The 15,244-nt window shown below is 64.3% G+C and carries 19 protein-coding genes; 9 read left to right on the top strand and 10 right to left on the bottom strand.

Features of this window, described 5'->3' with window-relative positions; all coding sequences use genetic code 11:
• Positions 1 to 70: 70 nt before the first annotated feature.
• The 3 genes from ACZ60G_RS42885 to ACZ60G_RS42875 all read left to right on the top strand — a co-directional run bounded on the left by ACZ60G_RS42885 (position 71) and on the right by ACZ60G_RS42875 (position 1,880).
• Entirely contained in the window at positions 71 to 364 is a 294-nt protein-coding gene (locus ACZ60G_RS42885; protein ID WP_465818000.1) for a hypothetical protein, read from the top strand.
• Between the two features lie 479 nt (positions 365 to 843).
• Entirely contained in the window at positions 844 to 1,317 is a 474-nt protein-coding gene (locus ACZ60G_RS42880) for a nuclear transport factor 2 family protein (protein WP_465817998.1), read from the top strand.
• 77 nt (positions 1,318 to 1,394) lie between these two features.
• Complete coding sequence (locus tag ACZ60G_RS42875) at positions 1,395 to 1,880, top strand: TetR/AcrR family transcriptional regulator (RefSeq protein ID WP_465817997.1); 486 nt, start codon at positions 1,395 to 1,397, stop codon at positions 1,878 to 1,880.
• Between the two features lie 53 nt (positions 1,881 to 1,933).
• Here the strand turns inward: ACZ60G_RS42875 and ACZ60G_RS42870 are convergent, their stop codons facing one another.
• Positions 1,934 to 2,275 carry a hypothetical protein gene (locus ACZ60G_RS42870; protein WP_465817995.1) on the bottom strand — a complete coding sequence of 114 codons (342 nt, stop codon included), beginning with the start codon at positions 2,273 to 2,275 and terminating at the stop codon, positions 1,934 to 1,936.
• 12 nt (positions 2,276 to 2,287) lie between these two features.
• Positions 2,288 to 3,172 carry an oxidoreductase gene (locus tag ACZ60G_RS42865; RefSeq protein ID WP_465817993.1) on the bottom strand — a complete coding sequence of 295 codons (885 nt, stop codon included), beginning with the start codon at positions 3,170 to 3,172 and terminating at the stop codon, positions 2,288 to 2,290.
• Between the two features lie 24 nt (positions 3,173 to 3,196).
• Here ACZ60G_RS42865 and ACZ60G_RS42860 point away from each other — a divergent pair, with 24 nt between their 5' ends.
• Positions 3,197 to 4,099, top strand: coding sequence for a LysR family transcriptional regulator (locus tag ACZ60G_RS42860; protein ID WP_465817992.1), 903 nt, complete (start codon positions 3,197 to 3,199; stop codon positions 4,097 to 4,099).
• Positions 4,100 to 4,265: 166 nt separating this feature from the next.
• Here the strand turns inward: ACZ60G_RS42860 and ACZ60G_RS42855 are convergent, their stop codons facing one another.
• The 8 genes from ACZ60G_RS42855 to ACZ60G_RS42820 form a co-directional block, all read right to left on the bottom strand.
• Positions 4,266 to 5,189, bottom strand: a complete 924-nt coding sequence (locus tag ACZ60G_RS42855; RefSeq protein ID WP_465817990.1) for a VOC family protein — start codon at positions 5,187 to 5,189, stop codon at positions 4,266 to 4,268.
• Between the two features lie 3 nt (positions 5,190 to 5,192).
• A complete protein-coding gene (locus ACZ60G_RS42850; RefSeq protein WP_465817988.1) occupies positions 5,193 to 6,053 on the bottom strand; it encodes a fumarylacetoacetate hydrolase family protein in 861 nt (286 codons plus the stop codon).
• A gap of 1 nt (position 6,054) precedes the next feature.
• The gene (gene mhpA, locus ACZ60G_RS42845) at positions 6,055 to 7,695 is read right to left on the bottom strand and encodes a bifunctional 3-(3-hydroxy-phenyl)propionate/3-hydroxycinnamic acid hydroxylase MhpA (RefSeq protein WP_465817986.1); all 1,641 of its coding nucleotides are present in this window, start codon (positions 7,693 to 7,695) and stop codon (positions 6,055 to 6,057) included.
• Positions 7,696 to 7,725: 30 nt separating this feature from the next.
• Complete coding sequence (locus tag ACZ60G_RS42840; RefSeq protein ID WP_465817984.1) at positions 7,726 to 8,187, bottom strand: anthrone oxygenase family protein; 462 nt, start codon at positions 8,185 to 8,187, stop codon at positions 7,726 to 7,728.
• Positions 8,188 to 8,189: 2 nt separating this feature from the next.
• Positions 8,190 to 8,387: a hypothetical protein gene (locus ACZ60G_RS42835; protein WP_465817982.1), complete on the bottom strand. Its 198-nt coding sequence runs from the start codon at positions 8,385 to 8,387 to the stop codon at positions 8,190 to 8,192.
• A 141-nt stretch (positions 8,388 to 8,528) separates the two neighbouring features.
• Positions 8,529 to 9,086: a cupin domain-containing protein gene (locus ACZ60G_RS42830; RefSeq protein WP_465817980.1), complete on the bottom strand. Its 558-nt coding sequence runs from the start codon at positions 9,084 to 9,086 to the stop codon at positions 8,529 to 8,531.
• A 4-nt stretch (positions 9,087 to 9,090) separates the two neighbouring features.
• Positions 9,091 to 9,828 carry a hypothetical protein gene (locus ACZ60G_RS42825; protein ID WP_465817978.1) on the bottom strand — a complete coding sequence of 246 codons (738 nt, stop codon included), beginning with the start codon at positions 9,826 to 9,828 and terminating at the stop codon, positions 9,091 to 9,093.
• A gap of 450 nt (positions 9,829 to 10,278) precedes the next feature.
• Positions 10,279 to 11,112, bottom strand: a complete 834-nt coding sequence (locus ACZ60G_RS42820) for an IclR family transcriptional regulator (protein ID WP_465817976.1) — start codon at positions 11,110 to 11,112, stop codon at positions 10,279 to 10,281.
• Between the two features lie 192 nt (positions 11,113 to 11,304).
• Between ACZ60G_RS42820 and ACZ60G_RS42815 the strand changes: the two genes are divergently transcribed.
• The 5 genes from ACZ60G_RS42815 to ACZ60G_RS42795 are packed head-to-tail and all read left to right on the top strand — an operon-like array spanning position 11,305 to position 15,151.
• Complete coding sequence (locus ACZ60G_RS42815) at positions 11,305 to 11,574, top strand: nickel-binding protein (protein ID WP_364483018.1); 270 nt, start codon at positions 11,305 to 11,307, stop codon at positions 11,572 to 11,574.
• Complete coding sequence (locus ACZ60G_RS42810) at positions 11,571 to 12,584, top strand: TAXI family TRAP transporter solute-binding subunit (protein ID WP_465817975.1); 1,014 nt, start codon at positions 11,571 to 11,573, stop codon at positions 12,582 to 12,584. The genes ACZ60G_RS42815 and ACZ60G_RS42810 overlap by 4 nt, the downstream gene beginning before the upstream one ends.
• A 2-nt stretch (positions 12,585 to 12,586) precedes the next feature.
• The gene (locus ACZ60G_RS42805; RefSeq protein WP_465817973.1) at positions 12,587 to 13,576 is read left to right on the top strand and encodes an NAD(P)/FAD-dependent oxidoreductase; all 990 of its coding nucleotides are present in this window, start codon (positions 12,587 to 12,589) and stop codon (positions 13,574 to 13,576) included.
• A 57-nt stretch (positions 13,577 to 13,633) separates the two neighbouring features.
• Positions 13,634 to 13,966: an indolepyruvate ferredoxin oxidoreductase subunit alpha gene (locus ACZ60G_RS42800; protein WP_465817971.1), complete on the top strand. Its 333-nt coding sequence runs from the start codon at positions 13,634 to 13,636 to the stop codon at positions 13,964 to 13,966.
• Positions 13,967 to 13,969: 3 nt separating this feature from the next.
• The gene (locus ACZ60G_RS42795) at positions 13,970 to 15,151 is read left to right on the top strand and encodes an FAD-dependent monooxygenase (RefSeq protein WP_465817969.1); all 1,182 of its coding nucleotides are present in this window, start codon (positions 13,970 to 13,972) and stop codon (positions 15,149 to 15,151) included.
• Positions 15,152 to 15,244 lie beyond the last annotated feature (93 nt).

Genomic DNA, 15,244 nt, shown 5'->3' with positions numbered 1-15,244 from the left:
GGGGCGGGGCAGTTCTCGTTGGTGAGGTTGTGCGTGACCCGGTCTACGTCCGAACGCAAGGCAACGACGAATGACCAGCGAGGAGATCCGCTGTCTCATCAAGGAACTCGGAGATATCCGGCACCTGTTATCCGGGGCAGATCCGGTGGACAAAGCCGACGTCTACCGGAACCTCAACCTGCAGATGACCTACCACCCCGCAAAACGAACCGTGCGGGTCGAGACATCTCTCGAGCCGCACGGTTGGGGTTATGGATCGTGTCCGGAGGGGGTATCGACCAGTACGCCAACCTCCTGCAACACCGAAAACTACTGGTCATCGGCAAATAGCGGTGGCGTAACGATTCTGGTCCGTTTACCGTAGGTTCGTGCCCTCGGCGGGACACACAGAATATGGGCAACTGGGAAAACGGCGGGGTCATCGCGGACATGTACCCGGTCTGAGCGTGGCGATGCCGACGCACATCGCGCTACCGAAGTCGACCGCTGGGATGCCGCCGTGCGGGGGTTCGTACGTGGCCTTCGCACGGCGACCGGGCTGTCCGCTACGACGGTCGCCCGAGCTGCCATCGACCTGCCCTTTGCCGCGGCGCGCACGGCGGAAACCCGGCCTATCGAAGCGACCTCGTCGACCAATTCCGCAAGAGCTGAAGCTGGGCATCCGCACCCGAGCCGACGTCGATACTGTCGCCGCCCGCCCCGCCGGTCGGCGTTGCGAAATGAGCTCGGCGCGATTTCGGCGGTCCAGTCACCTGCATTCGCTTTCTTCAAGGAGTGGCCGACGATGGACACCGCTGCTGCGGACTGGTAAGTTATAGAGCGACCACTAATGTAGGAGTAAATATGACCGCCCAGAAAGACGACGCCACCCGCCGCGCCGCTGCCCAACACACCCTGTCCGAGCACCTGCGCCTCACCGCCGCGGGACGCACCGACGAATGGGTGAAACTGTTCGCGCCGGACGCGGTGCTCGAGTTCCCCTACGCGCCGGCTGGCGTGCCCCGACAGGTAACGGGGCGAGACGCACTGTTCACGCACATGAGTCACTTTCCCGAGAACTTCGACGTAGAGTTCGTCGACCTGGTGTTCCATGACACGGTCGATCCGAGTCTCGTGATCGCCGAATTCCGCTCGAAGGGCACGGCACTGCCGACCGGCAAGCCGTACGAGCAGACGTGCATCTCCGTTGTCCGGACCGATGACGACGCGCTCATCACCCACTACCTGGACTACTGGAATCCGCTGGTAGCGATCGAGGCACTCACACCCAACGACGTGCCGTCCGATGCCGACCGCAGCGTGACCTTTGGCGGCTGAGGGGGAGCCGTGTTTAACTGACGCCCATGCCCGCCGCTGGCACAACAACCAAGAGCGACGAACGACGTCGGGCCATCGTGGCCGCCGCGATCGAATGCTTCGCGCAGAAGGGGTTCTACGGTACGACAACGCATGAGATAGCCGAGTGGGTCGGGATCTCTCAGCCGTATCTCTATCGGCTGTACCCGAACAAGGAAGCGTTGTTCGCGGCGGCGGTCGACCACGTGTCCGTCGTGATGACGGAAACCTTGGTCGCGCACTCGCCCGCGTCGGGTGGTGCCGGCGCGGCGTTGGATGCGGCGCGCGGCGCCTACGCTGCGCTCGTCGCGGACCGGACCATCTTGCGTTTCCTCATGCATGCAAACTGTGCCGCCGGTGAGCCGCTGGTAGGGCAGGCCGTGCGGCGGTGCTATGCCAAGCAGGTCGACACGGTTCAGCAGCTGCTCGGTGACGACGACGCCGTGCGGCACTGGTTCGGCGCCGGAATGCTCGACAACGTGGTCACCGTGCTGGGACTGGCCGACATCGATGAGCCGTGGGCGCGCGTCCTCAGCGCCCGATAACCCGATGCCGGGGATACGCCCACGCTGGCTTTACGGAACAACCTGGCCAGCGCCTACGAGTCGGTGGAGGATCTGGGTCGTGCGATCCCGCTGTTGGAGGCGACCTCGCTGATGCCGAGGGGGTACTGAGACCCGGGTTCGTTCACCACTTCTGCGTAGCCCTCTCGCGCCTCGCCGAGGTGAAACCACGCCTGGAGTCGCAGTTCGACGTTTGCCGAATGCAGCACGGTCCACCACGCCTCGGCATAGGTCTGTGCGATGTGGCTGATCACCTCGCCTAATGAGTAAGTGAGTGTGTGTGCTTGCGTGCGCTTTTCGTCCGCCGTACATTGCGCGCTGCCCACGCATCGGATCTCACCCAAAACTCGATCGATCCCCGGCGCGGATTTGCTCACGATCGAAGCATGTCATCCGAATTGCAGAACTCGGCAGCGTTGGAACGCGGACTCGCGGGAGGCGTCCTCCCAGGCTTCGATGTCGTCGCGGACCTGGTCGAGGTGGGCGAGGATGCCGTCGACGGCATCGGCGCCGAGCGCGAGTCGCAGTAGTGTCCTATCGACATCGAGGGCGGTGAGTATGAGGGCTGCGCCGCGGGCCGGGTCGCCGGGCTGTTGTCCGTCAGATGCAGCGACGACAGCGCGCATGCCACCGACCGTGGCTGCGTAGTCGGACAATTCGGAGCTGAGCGTGGTGTTTCCGGGCAGACTGGTGCGGAACGACCCCGGCTCTACGATCATCACCTTGATGCCGAGCGGCCGGACCTCCCTCGCCAGCGCCTCGGACATGCCCTCGACGGCGAACTTGCTGCCGCTGTACGCGGCGAAGCCCGCTTGGGAGGTCTGGCCGAGCAGGCTGCTGACCTGGACGATCGCTCCCGATCGTTGAGCGCGCATATGCGGCAGGACGGCGCGTACCATCGCGGCCGGCCCAAAAACGTGCAGTTCGAACAGATCCCGAAGTTCCGCGTCGGAGGTCTCCTCGAACGCTCCGATATGGCTGCGGCCGGCATTGTTGACCAGGACGTCGATATGGCCGTAGCGGGCTGCGATGTCCGCGACAGCGGTCGCGATCGCGGTCTGATCGGTGACGTCCAGAGCGAGCGCCTCGATCCGATCCGGGTGGGCGGCGACGAGGTCAGCCAGGGCTTCAGGGCGCCGCGCGGCAGCGACGACAATGTTCCCCGCGGCGACTGCCGCCTCGGTGATGGCCCGACCGAAGCCGGAATTGGCGCCTGTGACAATCCAGATCGCGTTCACTTCTTCAGCGTGCAGCCAGTGCAGGGGCGCGTCCAAGACCTGTCATGATAACCATTGGTTATGGACCTGCACGGACGGGATCTACGCTACTTCCTGGCTGTCGCTGAAGAGCTGAACTTCACACGCGCGGCTGAACGACTCTATGTGTCGCAACCGGCACTGAGCAAGCAAATTCGGGCACTCGAAAGACAGTTGGGCGCACCACTTTTCACAAGAGATCCGCAGCGGGTGATACTCACACCTGTCGGTGAGGCACTGCTCCCGCACGCACGGACAGTGCTGGCTGCACTCGATGCCGCGACCGCGGCGGTGGAGCAAGCGCGAACGGCCCAGCGAAGCACCCTCGTGATCGGGATGGGCGCCAGCCCGGGGCGCGGCGGACTGCTTCCGGCGGTGCGGTCGCGGTTCCTGGCGGCCTACCCCGAAGTCACCTTGAAGTTACGTCAGGTGGGCTGGCAGGACCCGACCGCTGGATTGTCGGACGGCAGCAGCGATCTGGCATACATTCGGCTCCCGTTGCCAGATCCGGAACGTTACGCCACTACTGTGGTATCGGAGGAGCCCCGGCTGATCGCGCTGCCTCCCGGACATCATCTCGCGGGCACCACGGCATTGGACTTCGCGGACCTGCTGAATGAGCCGTTCCTGGCACTGCCGCACGCGGCAGGACCCCTGCGGGACTACTGGCTGGCAATGGAGAAGCGGGCCGGGCGGCCGGTCCGCGTCGGCGCTGAGGTGGCCGGTATCGATGAGGTCAACGAAGCTCTGGCTGCGGGCCTCGGCGTGATCGTGACCGCCGCGGGCGACATTCCGTTGCTGGATCGCGGCGGGGTGACTTTCCGCCCGGTCCGCGATCTACCCCCGCTACTTTTTGCGCTCGCCCGCCGCGTAAACGACCAGCGTCCTCTGGTTCGGGCCTATGAGCAGGCACTACGAGCAGTCCGCGACATCGACGAGAAATAGGAGCACGCAATGCGTCAGCGATAGCAACTCGCGGATCTCATTGCTGCGGCGGTGAACGATCAATGCTGAACGACAGCATCTTCGACACTTCACCGCCGCGCTGCCGGATATCGGAAATGATCTGTGCCACCGTCTCTCCGCCAGAATTCGATCCCGGATGGCGCACTCAGGGGGCTTTGTGGGCTCCGGTCATGAGTGCGGCCAGATCTTCTGGGTGCAGGAAGGACGGCGGGGGCGGCGGACCCCAATTGAACAAACCCTTTGCGCCTTCCAGGGTTTCGGGACTCCACAGTTGGTCGTCGACGATGCAGTCCATATCGGAGTAGTACTCGCTGAAATTGCCTGCGGGATCTTTGAGGTACCAAAAGAAATTGGAGCCTGCGTGGTGACGGCCCAAGCCCCACACGTGGCGTTCCGGGTTGTCCTCGAGCATCGCGAATGCTCCGCGTCCGACCTCGTCGATGTCCTCCACCTGCCAGGAGGTGTGGTGCAGAAAGCACACCGGGGCGGCCAGGACCAGGACATTGTGATGGTCGGTGGAGCAACGGAGGAACGCGCCGTGGTCCTTGATGTAGTCGCTCGCCTTGAAACCGAGTCCCTCGACGAAGAATCGCATGGTGGTTTCCAGGTCGGTGGTGCCCAGGACGGCATGCCCTAGTTTGCGGGGCCGGACCTGGTCGGTGCGATCGATGAAAGCAGCTCGTTTTCCGGTTCTCTCGACCCGGCCGGGACCGTTGTAGGGCGTGGGCGGTGTGGGGGGCTGGATGATGCGCGGAGTGACACTCATATTGATCTGCGAGCCGGTGATCGGCTCGGTCGCGCGAAGTACGTTGGTGCGCAAGTGAACCGGTATGCCGAGCCGCCCCAGGCGGGCGGCGGTGGCGTCGAGGTCGTCGGCATCGTCCGCGGCGATGCCGAGCTCGACTAGGCGGCGATGGGCCGACTGGACGATCTCGAGTTGATCGCCGCCGTCTTGGGTCGCGAACCACCCGTCACCGCGGGGTGTCAACCCGAATTCGGTGTAGTAGGCCATGGTTTCGGTCGGATTGGGGACACCGATGGTGACATGGGAAAGTCCGTGCAGTGCCATGGCCTACTCCTCCGACTCGGCCACGAAGGTCTGGTGCAGTTCGCCGATGCCCTCGATCCAGCTGTCCAAGCGTTCGCCGGGCTGAATGAACCGCTTGGGATCGCGGCCGACGCCGACACCGGCGGGGGTGCCGGTGAAGATGATGTCGCCCGGGTAGAGGGTGGTGGTGTGCGACAGCGTGGAGATGAGCTTGGGCACAGAGAAGATCAGTTCGCGGGTGCGGCCCTTCTGCATCTGCTCGCCGTCGAGGGTGCAGCCCAGTTCCAGGTCGTCACGATTGTCGAGCTCATCGGTGGTGACCAGCCACGGGCCCATCGGCGCGAAACCTGGGAACGACTTGCCGAGGCTGAATTGGGGTGCGGGACCGGCCAACTGGGAGGAACGTTCAGAGATGTCCTGCCCGGCGGTGAGCCCGGCGACGTATTCCCAGGCGTCGGCCTCGCTGACCTTGGCCGCGGTGCGGCCGATGACCACCACCAACTCCACTTCCCAGTCGACGGTTCCGCCGTTCGGGATGATGACCTCGGTGTCAGGACCGCTGAAGCTACTGACGAACTTGGTGAAGACTGGCGGGATCTGGGTCGGGGATTCGAAACCGGACTCCGCGGCGTGTGCGCAGTAGTTCAGACCGATCGCGAAGGTTTGGCGGGGTGTGGGGGACGGAGCACCGAGCGCGCGCCGATCGATCTCGACACCGTCGGTGTCCGAATGTTCCGCTGCATCGGCCCAGACCCGGAACGCATCCCAGTTCTCGTAGATCGGGGACAGTCCGGGTCCGAATCGGCCTTCGCTCGCGGTTGCGATATCGATGGCCCGCTGTCCGTGAACGAGAACGGCCCGGCCGCCGAGGTTTGCGATACGCACGTCAATTGCTCCTTGTCTGTGTGGCCAGATCGGCCGATGGCTGAACGTGTGCCCGGAGGTGCCGGGAGTATTGGGAGATGAGGCCGTCGACGGCTGGCGTGTCGTGCACGGCGCCGAAGATGTAGTGATCGGCGCGTACCAATACCGTGGTCGCACCGAATTGCGCGAACCAGGAATGCCATTCGCCGTCGGCATCGATCAGTGTGGCGGCCGTGGCGATCGGCGGAACCGCGGTCGATGCGAGTGTGAACGGCGCGAGGACGATCAGCCGAACCCCGAGCGCGGTGAGTTCGGCGCAGGCTTGCTCGCCGAGGATTTCGGGAAGTTGTGTGTCAGTGGTGAGCAACATGGCGGCGGTCGCGCCGACCAGGTCGTCGAGAAGGGCTGTCCTACCGTCGAGTTCGGCACGGAACTGGGGCGACAAGGTGCCACGCAGTTCGGGGAGGTCGATGCCCGTCGCCACGACGCCGGGCCCGAGTACCGGCTGAGCTGAAATCGGGAGCACCGCAGCAGGGTCGGCATTGCCCGAGATCATCCGAGCATCGCGTTGCGCGGCCGCTTCTTCGTCCAGCACGCAGATGACCTTGCCCAGCTCGACCGACATGGCGATCGCGTGCTGGATGTGGGTGAGTCGCTCGCTAGTGTAGGTGTCCAGCAGCGCTGGATCCGATTGCCCGCGCAGAACTCGATCAAGTTTCCAGCTCAGGTTGGCCGCGTCACGGATACCCGAGCACATACCCTGACCGGCGAACGGCGGCATATTGTGCGCCGCATCGCCGACGAGGAAGAGCCGGCCTTCGTTCCAGTGGTCGGCCCATCGCGCCTGAAAGGTGTAGACCGCATGCCGTTCCAGGACAGTGTTCTCGCGGGTGCGGCCCCACGGTTCCATCAATCGCCACGCGGTGTCGCTGCGGTTGAGGTCGTCGAGCGATTCGCCCGGTAGCCGCATGAACTCCCATCGGCGCCGCCCTGGACCGCCGGAGACAATCGTGGTCGGCCGGACGGGATCGCAGAGCTGCCAGTTCTGCGGCGACCACACCAGATCGTCCTGCGGAATGGTGTCTACGATCAGCCAGTCGAAGTAGAACCCCAGATCCTGCATCGATGTCGACATCTGTTCGCGGACAAAACTGTTGGCTCCGTCCGCGCCGATCGCATACCGAGCATGGGTCTGTGCGGTGGCACCGTCCTTACCGGTGTGGGTGAGCACCACGTCCTGGTCGGGTTCGGCGACGAGCCGGATCACTTCGCGGCCGCGCCGTACCGTTACCTGCGGCATGGCGGCGACCGCGTCGCCGAGCACCTGCTCGAGTTCGGGCTGGGAGAAGAAGTTCGCTACCGGCCACCCGGATGGGCCCAGCCCGGACCAATCGATCCGAACCAGCGAATCGCCGTTGCGGTTGCGCCATTCGTAGTGGTCGGGAACTGGGGCAGAAATGGCCTCGATCTCGTCGCGCAGGCCCATGGCCTGGAACACCCGCCCAATTTCATGGTCGAAATGCACCGCACGTGGCAGCGGGTACAGCGCGGGCCAGCGCTCCAGCACGATCACCGAATGACCTGCCAGACCCAGCATGCGCGTGACCGCCAGCCCAACCGGGCCGGCACCGACCACTGCTACGTCGTATATCGGCTCCTGCACGAAAACTCCCTTATCCGAAACACTTTGAGATCACAGCGCGGCGATTACCGCAGCGATGAGGAAGATGAGCGCCACGACCGCGACGCCGGTACGGGCGAAATGGAAACGCCGCCAGAACGCGCGGAGCCCCTCGACGCCCTCGGGTGGTGTGCCCTCGGCGAGCCGGCGGAACTTCGAGTTGATCGGTTCGCCGAACAGGATCGAACCGATCATGATCACCGCCAGGCAGCACAGGCCGAGCCAGCCGAACAGTCGCGAGCTACCCGAGGACTGGGTGGAGAAGAGCACTGCGCCGAGCCCGGAGAGCGACACGAAGATGGGCATCATCGGATCGACGTGTTTCACCGTGCGCCGGAAGTCGGTCGCGTACTCGACCACCGACATCCGGTTCCACACCGCGAGCCGGTCGACGGCGATGACCCAGATTCCGCCGGTGGCGAGCCCACCGAACAGCAGCATCAACATCGCTCCCGCGTGCCCGAGATTCGACATGATCAGTCCTCGTCTCGGGTGTGGTCGCTGTCCATGGCGACGCATTCGATCGACAGGATCGTGCTGCGGTCGGCGTCGACGAACGGATCGTCCGGTTTCGCCTTGGCCAGGTATTCCGGGTCGGTCATGCCCGCGATCCACTCCTCGATGGATTCGGTGGCGTGCGGGGGACGATCAACGTCTCGGTGTCGTCCTGGCATTCCTGCCGGGTCCTCGTGCCTTTTCCGTAAACGGTCAGAATGTTGAACAAATGTCGAATCGCTTTCTGTGGCAGGCGAATTTGTCGCGTGCTCGAACCGCTCCGCACTCGATGAGTGCGGAGCCGGAATTGGATCGGGTGTCTATCCCGCGGCGGGCACCGCTTCGGCGACGAGTCCGGACCAGCCGAGAACTTCGAGGTCGATCGGTTCGGCTACGGTGCCGCAGGTTCCGCAGGTGCGGGCGTCGAGGTCGGCGCTGAAGCGGGCGCAGGCGGTCGCGTAGATGGGTGCGGCTTCGGCGTCATTGTCGTGTGCCCATTCCAGGCGGTGTAGTTCCTCGCCGCATCCGTGGCAGAACCAGGCCGCGGCGACGAGTCCCGCTTCGAGTGCGACATAGCGCAGCATGACGCCCTCTTCGATGGGCTCGATACGGTGCGGGGTCCCTGCTGGGACGTAGACGTTGTCGCCTACCTGAGTAATGAAATAGTTGACATTGCTGTTGCGCATACTGATTCGGGACGAGCCCGACATCTGGACGATGATGGTGTCCTTGGCGAAGATCTGATAGAACGGCTGGTCGACCCAGTTCCTCGAGAGCACCAGTTGGGGGTCGACGTCGATCGGCAGGACCGCGAGATCGGCGTAATTGCCGACTGTGGCACCGGTTTTGAAGGCTGACAGCATACGTCGGCGCGACATGTGATTATCCCTCTTCCTTCGCGGTCTTGCGCAGTGCGTGGTAGGCGGCATTGGCGACCCGGGTTTGTTCGACCACTCGGCCCCAGCCCCACGGGTCGGCCGGGAATTCGGTGTTCACGTGCCCGCAATTGCCGCAGGTGCGACCGGCATCGGAGTTGCGGATCGCCGCGAATTCGTGGGATCCGACCATGGTGGAGAACTGCCGATAGACGTCGTCGGCCCTGCCGAATCGGGTCGGATCGAAATCCGGTGCGCCTTCGGGGCCGGCATCGTATTCGTGCCGAAGCATCTCCTTCTTGCAGCTCTGGCATTTGGCGACCATGGCTTCCTGCTGCCCGGCCTCCTGGGACTGCAGTTGGGTGACCGTCACCAGCACGAACGCTTCGGGGTTCTCCTGGTCACGCAGAAAGGAATTCACCCCGTGGAACTTCTGTAGTGCCATGATCTGGCCGGTCTGCAGCATCGCGTCGTTCGCGCCGAAGATCACCGTCACCTCCGACACCGAGTTGGCGTGGAAGAAGTGGCCGTGATCCTTGCCCGGTTCCCCGTACATGAGCGCGCCGCACGGCACCATCGCGCCCGCATCGTCGTACGGGAAGATCGGGACCAGCTCGGCGCCGGCCTTCGCCATCCGCTCGTACACGCTGACCTTCAACGGTTCTCGCTTGCCCGTGGGCGGCGGGATTCGCTTTCCGGCGGTCATCTCCGGGATAGCTGCCGCGGCTTCGATGGCTTGGCTCACATCATTCTCCTTCGAACTGTGCCTCATGTGTGCCCGCCGATCCAGGGAATGGGGCCGGCGGTACGGACGCGAGGTGGTGAGGCCAGGTACGAGGCAGGGCCTCGATATGGCGTCCTGACCGAGTGGCTGCCGCCTGCAATAGCGATATGTTGCATCATACGGAACAGTGACCCGTGTCACGAGACAACCGTAGCAACTGTCACTATCGTCGGCAAGCGGCCGTCAACACTTGCCGCAGTGATCCGTCATCTCTGAGTCACGAGAGTTATGTAGTGCGATGCGGAACCGTTGTCCACATCGCGGACCGCGAGTTAGCAAGAGGTGAGCCCGAGAGGGGCGAATTGAGAACAATCGAAATCCGCGTGACCGTGAAACGAGTTCGGTGACCTCCGCAGGAACCCGATGGTTCGCGAAGGTCACCGAAAGTGGTCGGTCGTGCAGTATTGTCGGCTACCCGATCCGGCCGCTGAGTTCGTTCGCGATACGGACGGTGGCGGCGGCGGTCACCGCCACCCACTCCTGGTCGACACGCGAACGGGGTGCTGTCACGGAGATCGACGCGCGTGCCCGCCCAGCGCGGTCGCGCACGACGGCGCCGACCGCGCTGACATCGGTTTCGCTCTCGGCGTTGTTGATCGCGTAGCCCCGGTCGCGTGTTTCGGCCAGTTGGGTGATCAGGGCGGCTCTGCTGTTGAGTGCGGTGTCCGTCGGTGCCTCGAGTTTCTCGTTCGGATACAACGCCAGTAGATCGTCCTCGTCGAGTTCGGCCAGCAGTGCTTTGCCGCTGGCGGTCGCGTGGGCGGGCAGTGTCCAGCCGATGCGGCTGCCGGTGCGCACGATCTGCTGGCTTTCGATGCTGTCGAGGAACAGCACCTCGGGTCCGCGCAGTATTGCCAGATGGACCGTCTCGTTGGTCTCGGTCCACAGCTTGGTCAGCGCGCTGCGGGCGATCACCCGGATGTCCATGTTCTGCACGACGGCCAGTCCGATGTCGACCAGGGCTGGTCCTGGCTGATAGGCCCGGGAGAACTCGTCCTGTTCGACGAACTGGTGGTAGCTCAATGTGGAGAGCATCCGGTGCACGGTCGAACGGGACAAACCCATTTCGCGGCTGACCTCGTTGACCCGAAGCTGTTTGCTGTTCTCGAACAGTCGCAGCAGGCGCAGTACGTTGTCGACCGCTCCGATCAGGCCGGCGGGTCGCTCGTCGGATTCCTCATCCGAATTGTCCACTCGCGCAGGCTTGGTGGTGCTGCCCGGCTGATCGAGACGATTGACATTCATGAGTTCACGGTATCCCACGACGGTGCGATTCCCGCTGGTCGCGCCATCTGTTACCCGGACTTTGTGATCCAAAACATTCCATAATGGGGAACATAGGCCCTCATGGTGGAACCATACTTCTTGCGATGTGACCCGTAACATGTCATGATAAGGCACAGTGTTCCGTATCGTGAAACCAACGTAGGAGACGATATGCCCCTCTTTCTGAGTCTTCATCAGGCTCCCGGACTGTCTGCCGAGGAAGTCGCGGGCTTCGGGCCCGAGGTAGCCAAGGGCGTGCACGCGACGTTCAAGCGGCTGGAAGCCAATACCGATACCGGGTTCATCGTGACCCTGTACGAGGCGGGCGATGCGGCGTCGGTCGAGAAGGAGTTCGAGCGGGTCGGATTCCCGTTCGACTCCATTACCGAGGTCGACCTGACACTCGATGAGGCGGGTCTGAGCGCGCTGGTCGCGGAATGACAGCGGGAGTGCGGCCGACGGCTGAACCCCGGATCGAGCGGGACATCACGCTGCAGTTCCGGGCCGACTGGGGCCAGGCGAATATGACGCGCATCTGTGGGTGGCTGGCCCAGGAGATCGGCGACAGGTCCGGTGTCGGTTCACGTTTCGCCACCTGGGCGGGACGCGGCGGCCGCGATCAGGCCGATGCTCTGCTCGCGGGCGAGGTCGACATCACCGTCATGACCCCGGCTGCGGCCGTCCGGCTCGTCTTCGACGGATCGGGACCGATCGGTGTCGACCCGCAGCCGAACTTGCGCGCGCTGGGCTCGATCGCTCACCGCGATCGCCTGGTCATCGCGGTCGATGCGAGCCTGCCGGCGCATACGGTGGCCGACCTCGCGAAGGTGGCCGACCAGCTGGTTATCGCCACCTGCGCGGAGGACGGGATCAACACCATCGGTATGGCCGCCCATCACGGATTGCGGCTGGCCGGGGCGGACCCGGAAACGCTGGTGGCCGATGGTGCCCGTTTCGCGTACTGGGAGCGGCCGTTCCCCGCACTCCACGCCTTCACCACCGGCCAGGCCAATGTGCTGATCAACGAAGCGATCATGATGCCGGTATGGCAGCAGATCGCCAACCGGCGGCCGGTGCGCTACCTGGACTGGGGAGACGAAGTCATCGACGGCTTCGCCGAACTCGGCTGGGGCGCGGCGACTGTCGACGCCGGATACCTCCCAGGTCTTGAAAGTGATCTGCGCACACTGGATTTCGCCGACCTGGTGGTGCTGTGCCGCGACGACCTGTCTGATGACATCGCCTATCTGGCGACCTGGTGCATGGTCCAGCAGCGCAAGGCCCTCGAGACCCAGTACATGCATATGGCCCCCGACCACACGCCGGTCGGCTACCCCCTGGATCCGGCCACGATGGCGAAGACCCCGGTCCCGCTACATCCGGCCGCTCAGCGAGCATACGCCGACCTGGCCCAGGAGAAGCCCGCCACCGACGGGTTGATCTGGAGCTGACCATGATCGAAACAGATCTGCTGATCACCGGGGCCGGCCCTGCCGGGCTGTTCGCCTGCTACTACGCGGGCCTGCGAGGACTACACGTCACCCTCGTCGACAGTCTCCCGCATCTGGGCGGGCAGACTGCCGCGCTGTATCCGGAGAAATACATCTACGACGTCGCCGGTTTCCCGGCGATCCGCGGCCGAGAACTCATCGATCGACTGGTCGAGCAGGCGTCGACCGCCGACACGACCATTCTGCTGAATCAAGAGGCCACCACCCTGGAGGACCAGCCTGACGATTCGCTGATCATGACCACTGCGACCGGCACCCGCATCCATGCCCGGGCGGTCCTGGTCACCGCGGGTATCGGCCGCTTCACCCCGCGGCCGCTGCCGGCGTTGGACGGATTCACCGGGCGCGGCGTCGAATACGTCGTCGGTTCGCCCGAGCGATACGCGAACGATCACGTGATCGTCGTCGGCGGTGGAGACAGTGCGGTGGATTGGGCCAATTCTCTTGTCTCGCATGCTCGCTCGGTCACCGTCGTGCATCGGCGCAACCGTTTCCGGGCGCACGAAAGCTCGCTGGCTCAGTTGTCGGCCACCTCGGCGCGGATGATCATCAACAGTGAGATCGCCCAGGTACACGGCAACGGCTCACTGCGCGCGGTGACGGTCCGCGATTGCGTCAACGACACCACCGAGCAACTCGACGCCACCGTCCTCATTCCCGCGCTCGGTCATATCGCCGCCCCCGGCCCACTGACCCAGTGGGGGCTGCGGATGACCGACAAACAGATCGAAGTCGATACCACCATGGCCACCAGCCGATCTCGCGTATTCGCCGCCGGCGACATCACCACCTACCCCGGCAAGGTGCAACTCATCGCGGTCGGATTCGGCGAGGCGGCCACGGCCGTCAACAACATCGCGGTGACTCTGCGGCCCGGAGAAGCCCTGTTTCCCGGCCACTCCACCGAGATGTCACCCCAGCCGGTGGCCTGAAAACGCCACCCCGGCGGGCGGATACCGGAACCGAGCTGGCCTGAAAGGAGGCCCGACATGGCGTATGTCATCAACGACGCCTGCATCAACGAACTCGACGGTTCTTGCGTCGACATGTGTCCGGTGGACTGCATCTACGAGGGTCTCACCAAGCGATACATCAACCCGAACGAATGCATCGATTGTGGCAACTGCCTGTCCGAATGCCCGGTGTCGGCGATCCAGAGCCCCAAGGACATCACCGACCCGACCTGGCAGCGGGACAATGCCGCGTTCTTCGCATTGCCGCTACCCGGTCGCGAAGAGGCCCTCGGCGACCCCGGCGGCGCGGTCGGACTCGGCGCGGTCGGTGTGGACACCTCGCTCGCGGCCTCATGGATCAAGGAGTAAGTCATGCGTGTTCCCTTTCTGATCATCGGCGGCGGCATCGGTGGTATGACCACCGCGCTGGCCCTGTCGCAGGCGGGCTTCGCTGTGCACATCGTCGAACAGGCCCCGGAGTTCGGTGAAATCGGCGCCGGTATCCAATTGGCGCCCAACGCGATTCGGATCCTCGATCAGCTCGGGCTGGCCGGTGCGATCGAGCGGATCGCGGTCCGGCCGAAGAACCTGGTCTTCCTCGACATCGACTCCGGTGAGCACTTGGCCACTGTCGATCTCGCGGACCGGTTCGTCGCCCGGTACGGACAGTCCTACTCGGTGCTGCACCGCGGCGACCTACTCGACGCGCTGCTCGACGCCTGCCGTGCGCAGGCGAACATCACCCTCGAGACCAACAAAACGGTCACCGGGGTCGCCAACCGCGAGAACAACACGGTGGTGGTCGATTTCGCGGACAGCACCGAGTACGTGTGCGACGCGGTTGTCGGCGCGGATGGCCTGTGGTCCAAAACCCGCACTCTACTGTCCGACGACGCCCCCGTCTGCTCGGCGTACGTCGCCTACCGCGGTGCGCTCCCGATGAGTGAGGTCAGCGCGCCCATCGAGAACGACGACGAAATCGTCTGGATCGGACCGAACAAGCACCTCGTGCAATACCCGATCCGGGGAGGCGACCTGTACAACCAGGTCGCGGTATTCCGCAGCGACCATTTCGATCCCGCCATCGCCGGGACCGAGAAGTGGGGCACCCCCGACGAGCTCGACGAGCACTTCGGTACCGCCTGTGGGCAGGTACGCGGGTCGATTTCCCAGTTCAAACGCGAGAAGCGCTGGCCGATGTACGACCGTGCGCCGCTGGCCAACTGGACCGTCGGGCGGGTCACCTTGCTCGGCGACGCCGCGCATCCGATGCTGCAATACCTGGCCCAGGGCGCGTGCCAGGCCATCGAGGACGCCGAGAGCCTGACCCGGTTCATGGTGAAGCACAGCGGTGACGTCGACGAAGCCTTCGCGGCGTATCAGGCCGAGCGCATTCCGCGCACCGCCCAGATCCAGTCGGTCGCCCGTATGTGGGGCGAGATCTGGCATACCGAAGACCCCATCGTCCGAGAACTGCGCAACAGGGTCTTCGCCCGCGACACCACCGAGCATTACTTCGACCTGGACTGGCTATATCAGGTCCGTGTCGGATAGGAGTTTCAATGATCGTGTCAAGCCGCAGCGCTGATCGGGGTTGGTGCCTCGATAGCGAAGGTGCGGTTGTCGCGGATCAGTGCCCAGATGACG

This window comes from Nocardia sp. NPDC102475 (assembly GCF_055584605.1).
Note: the sequence above shows the minus strand (reverse complement) of the source record. Positions and strands in the feature narration are given on the sequence as shown.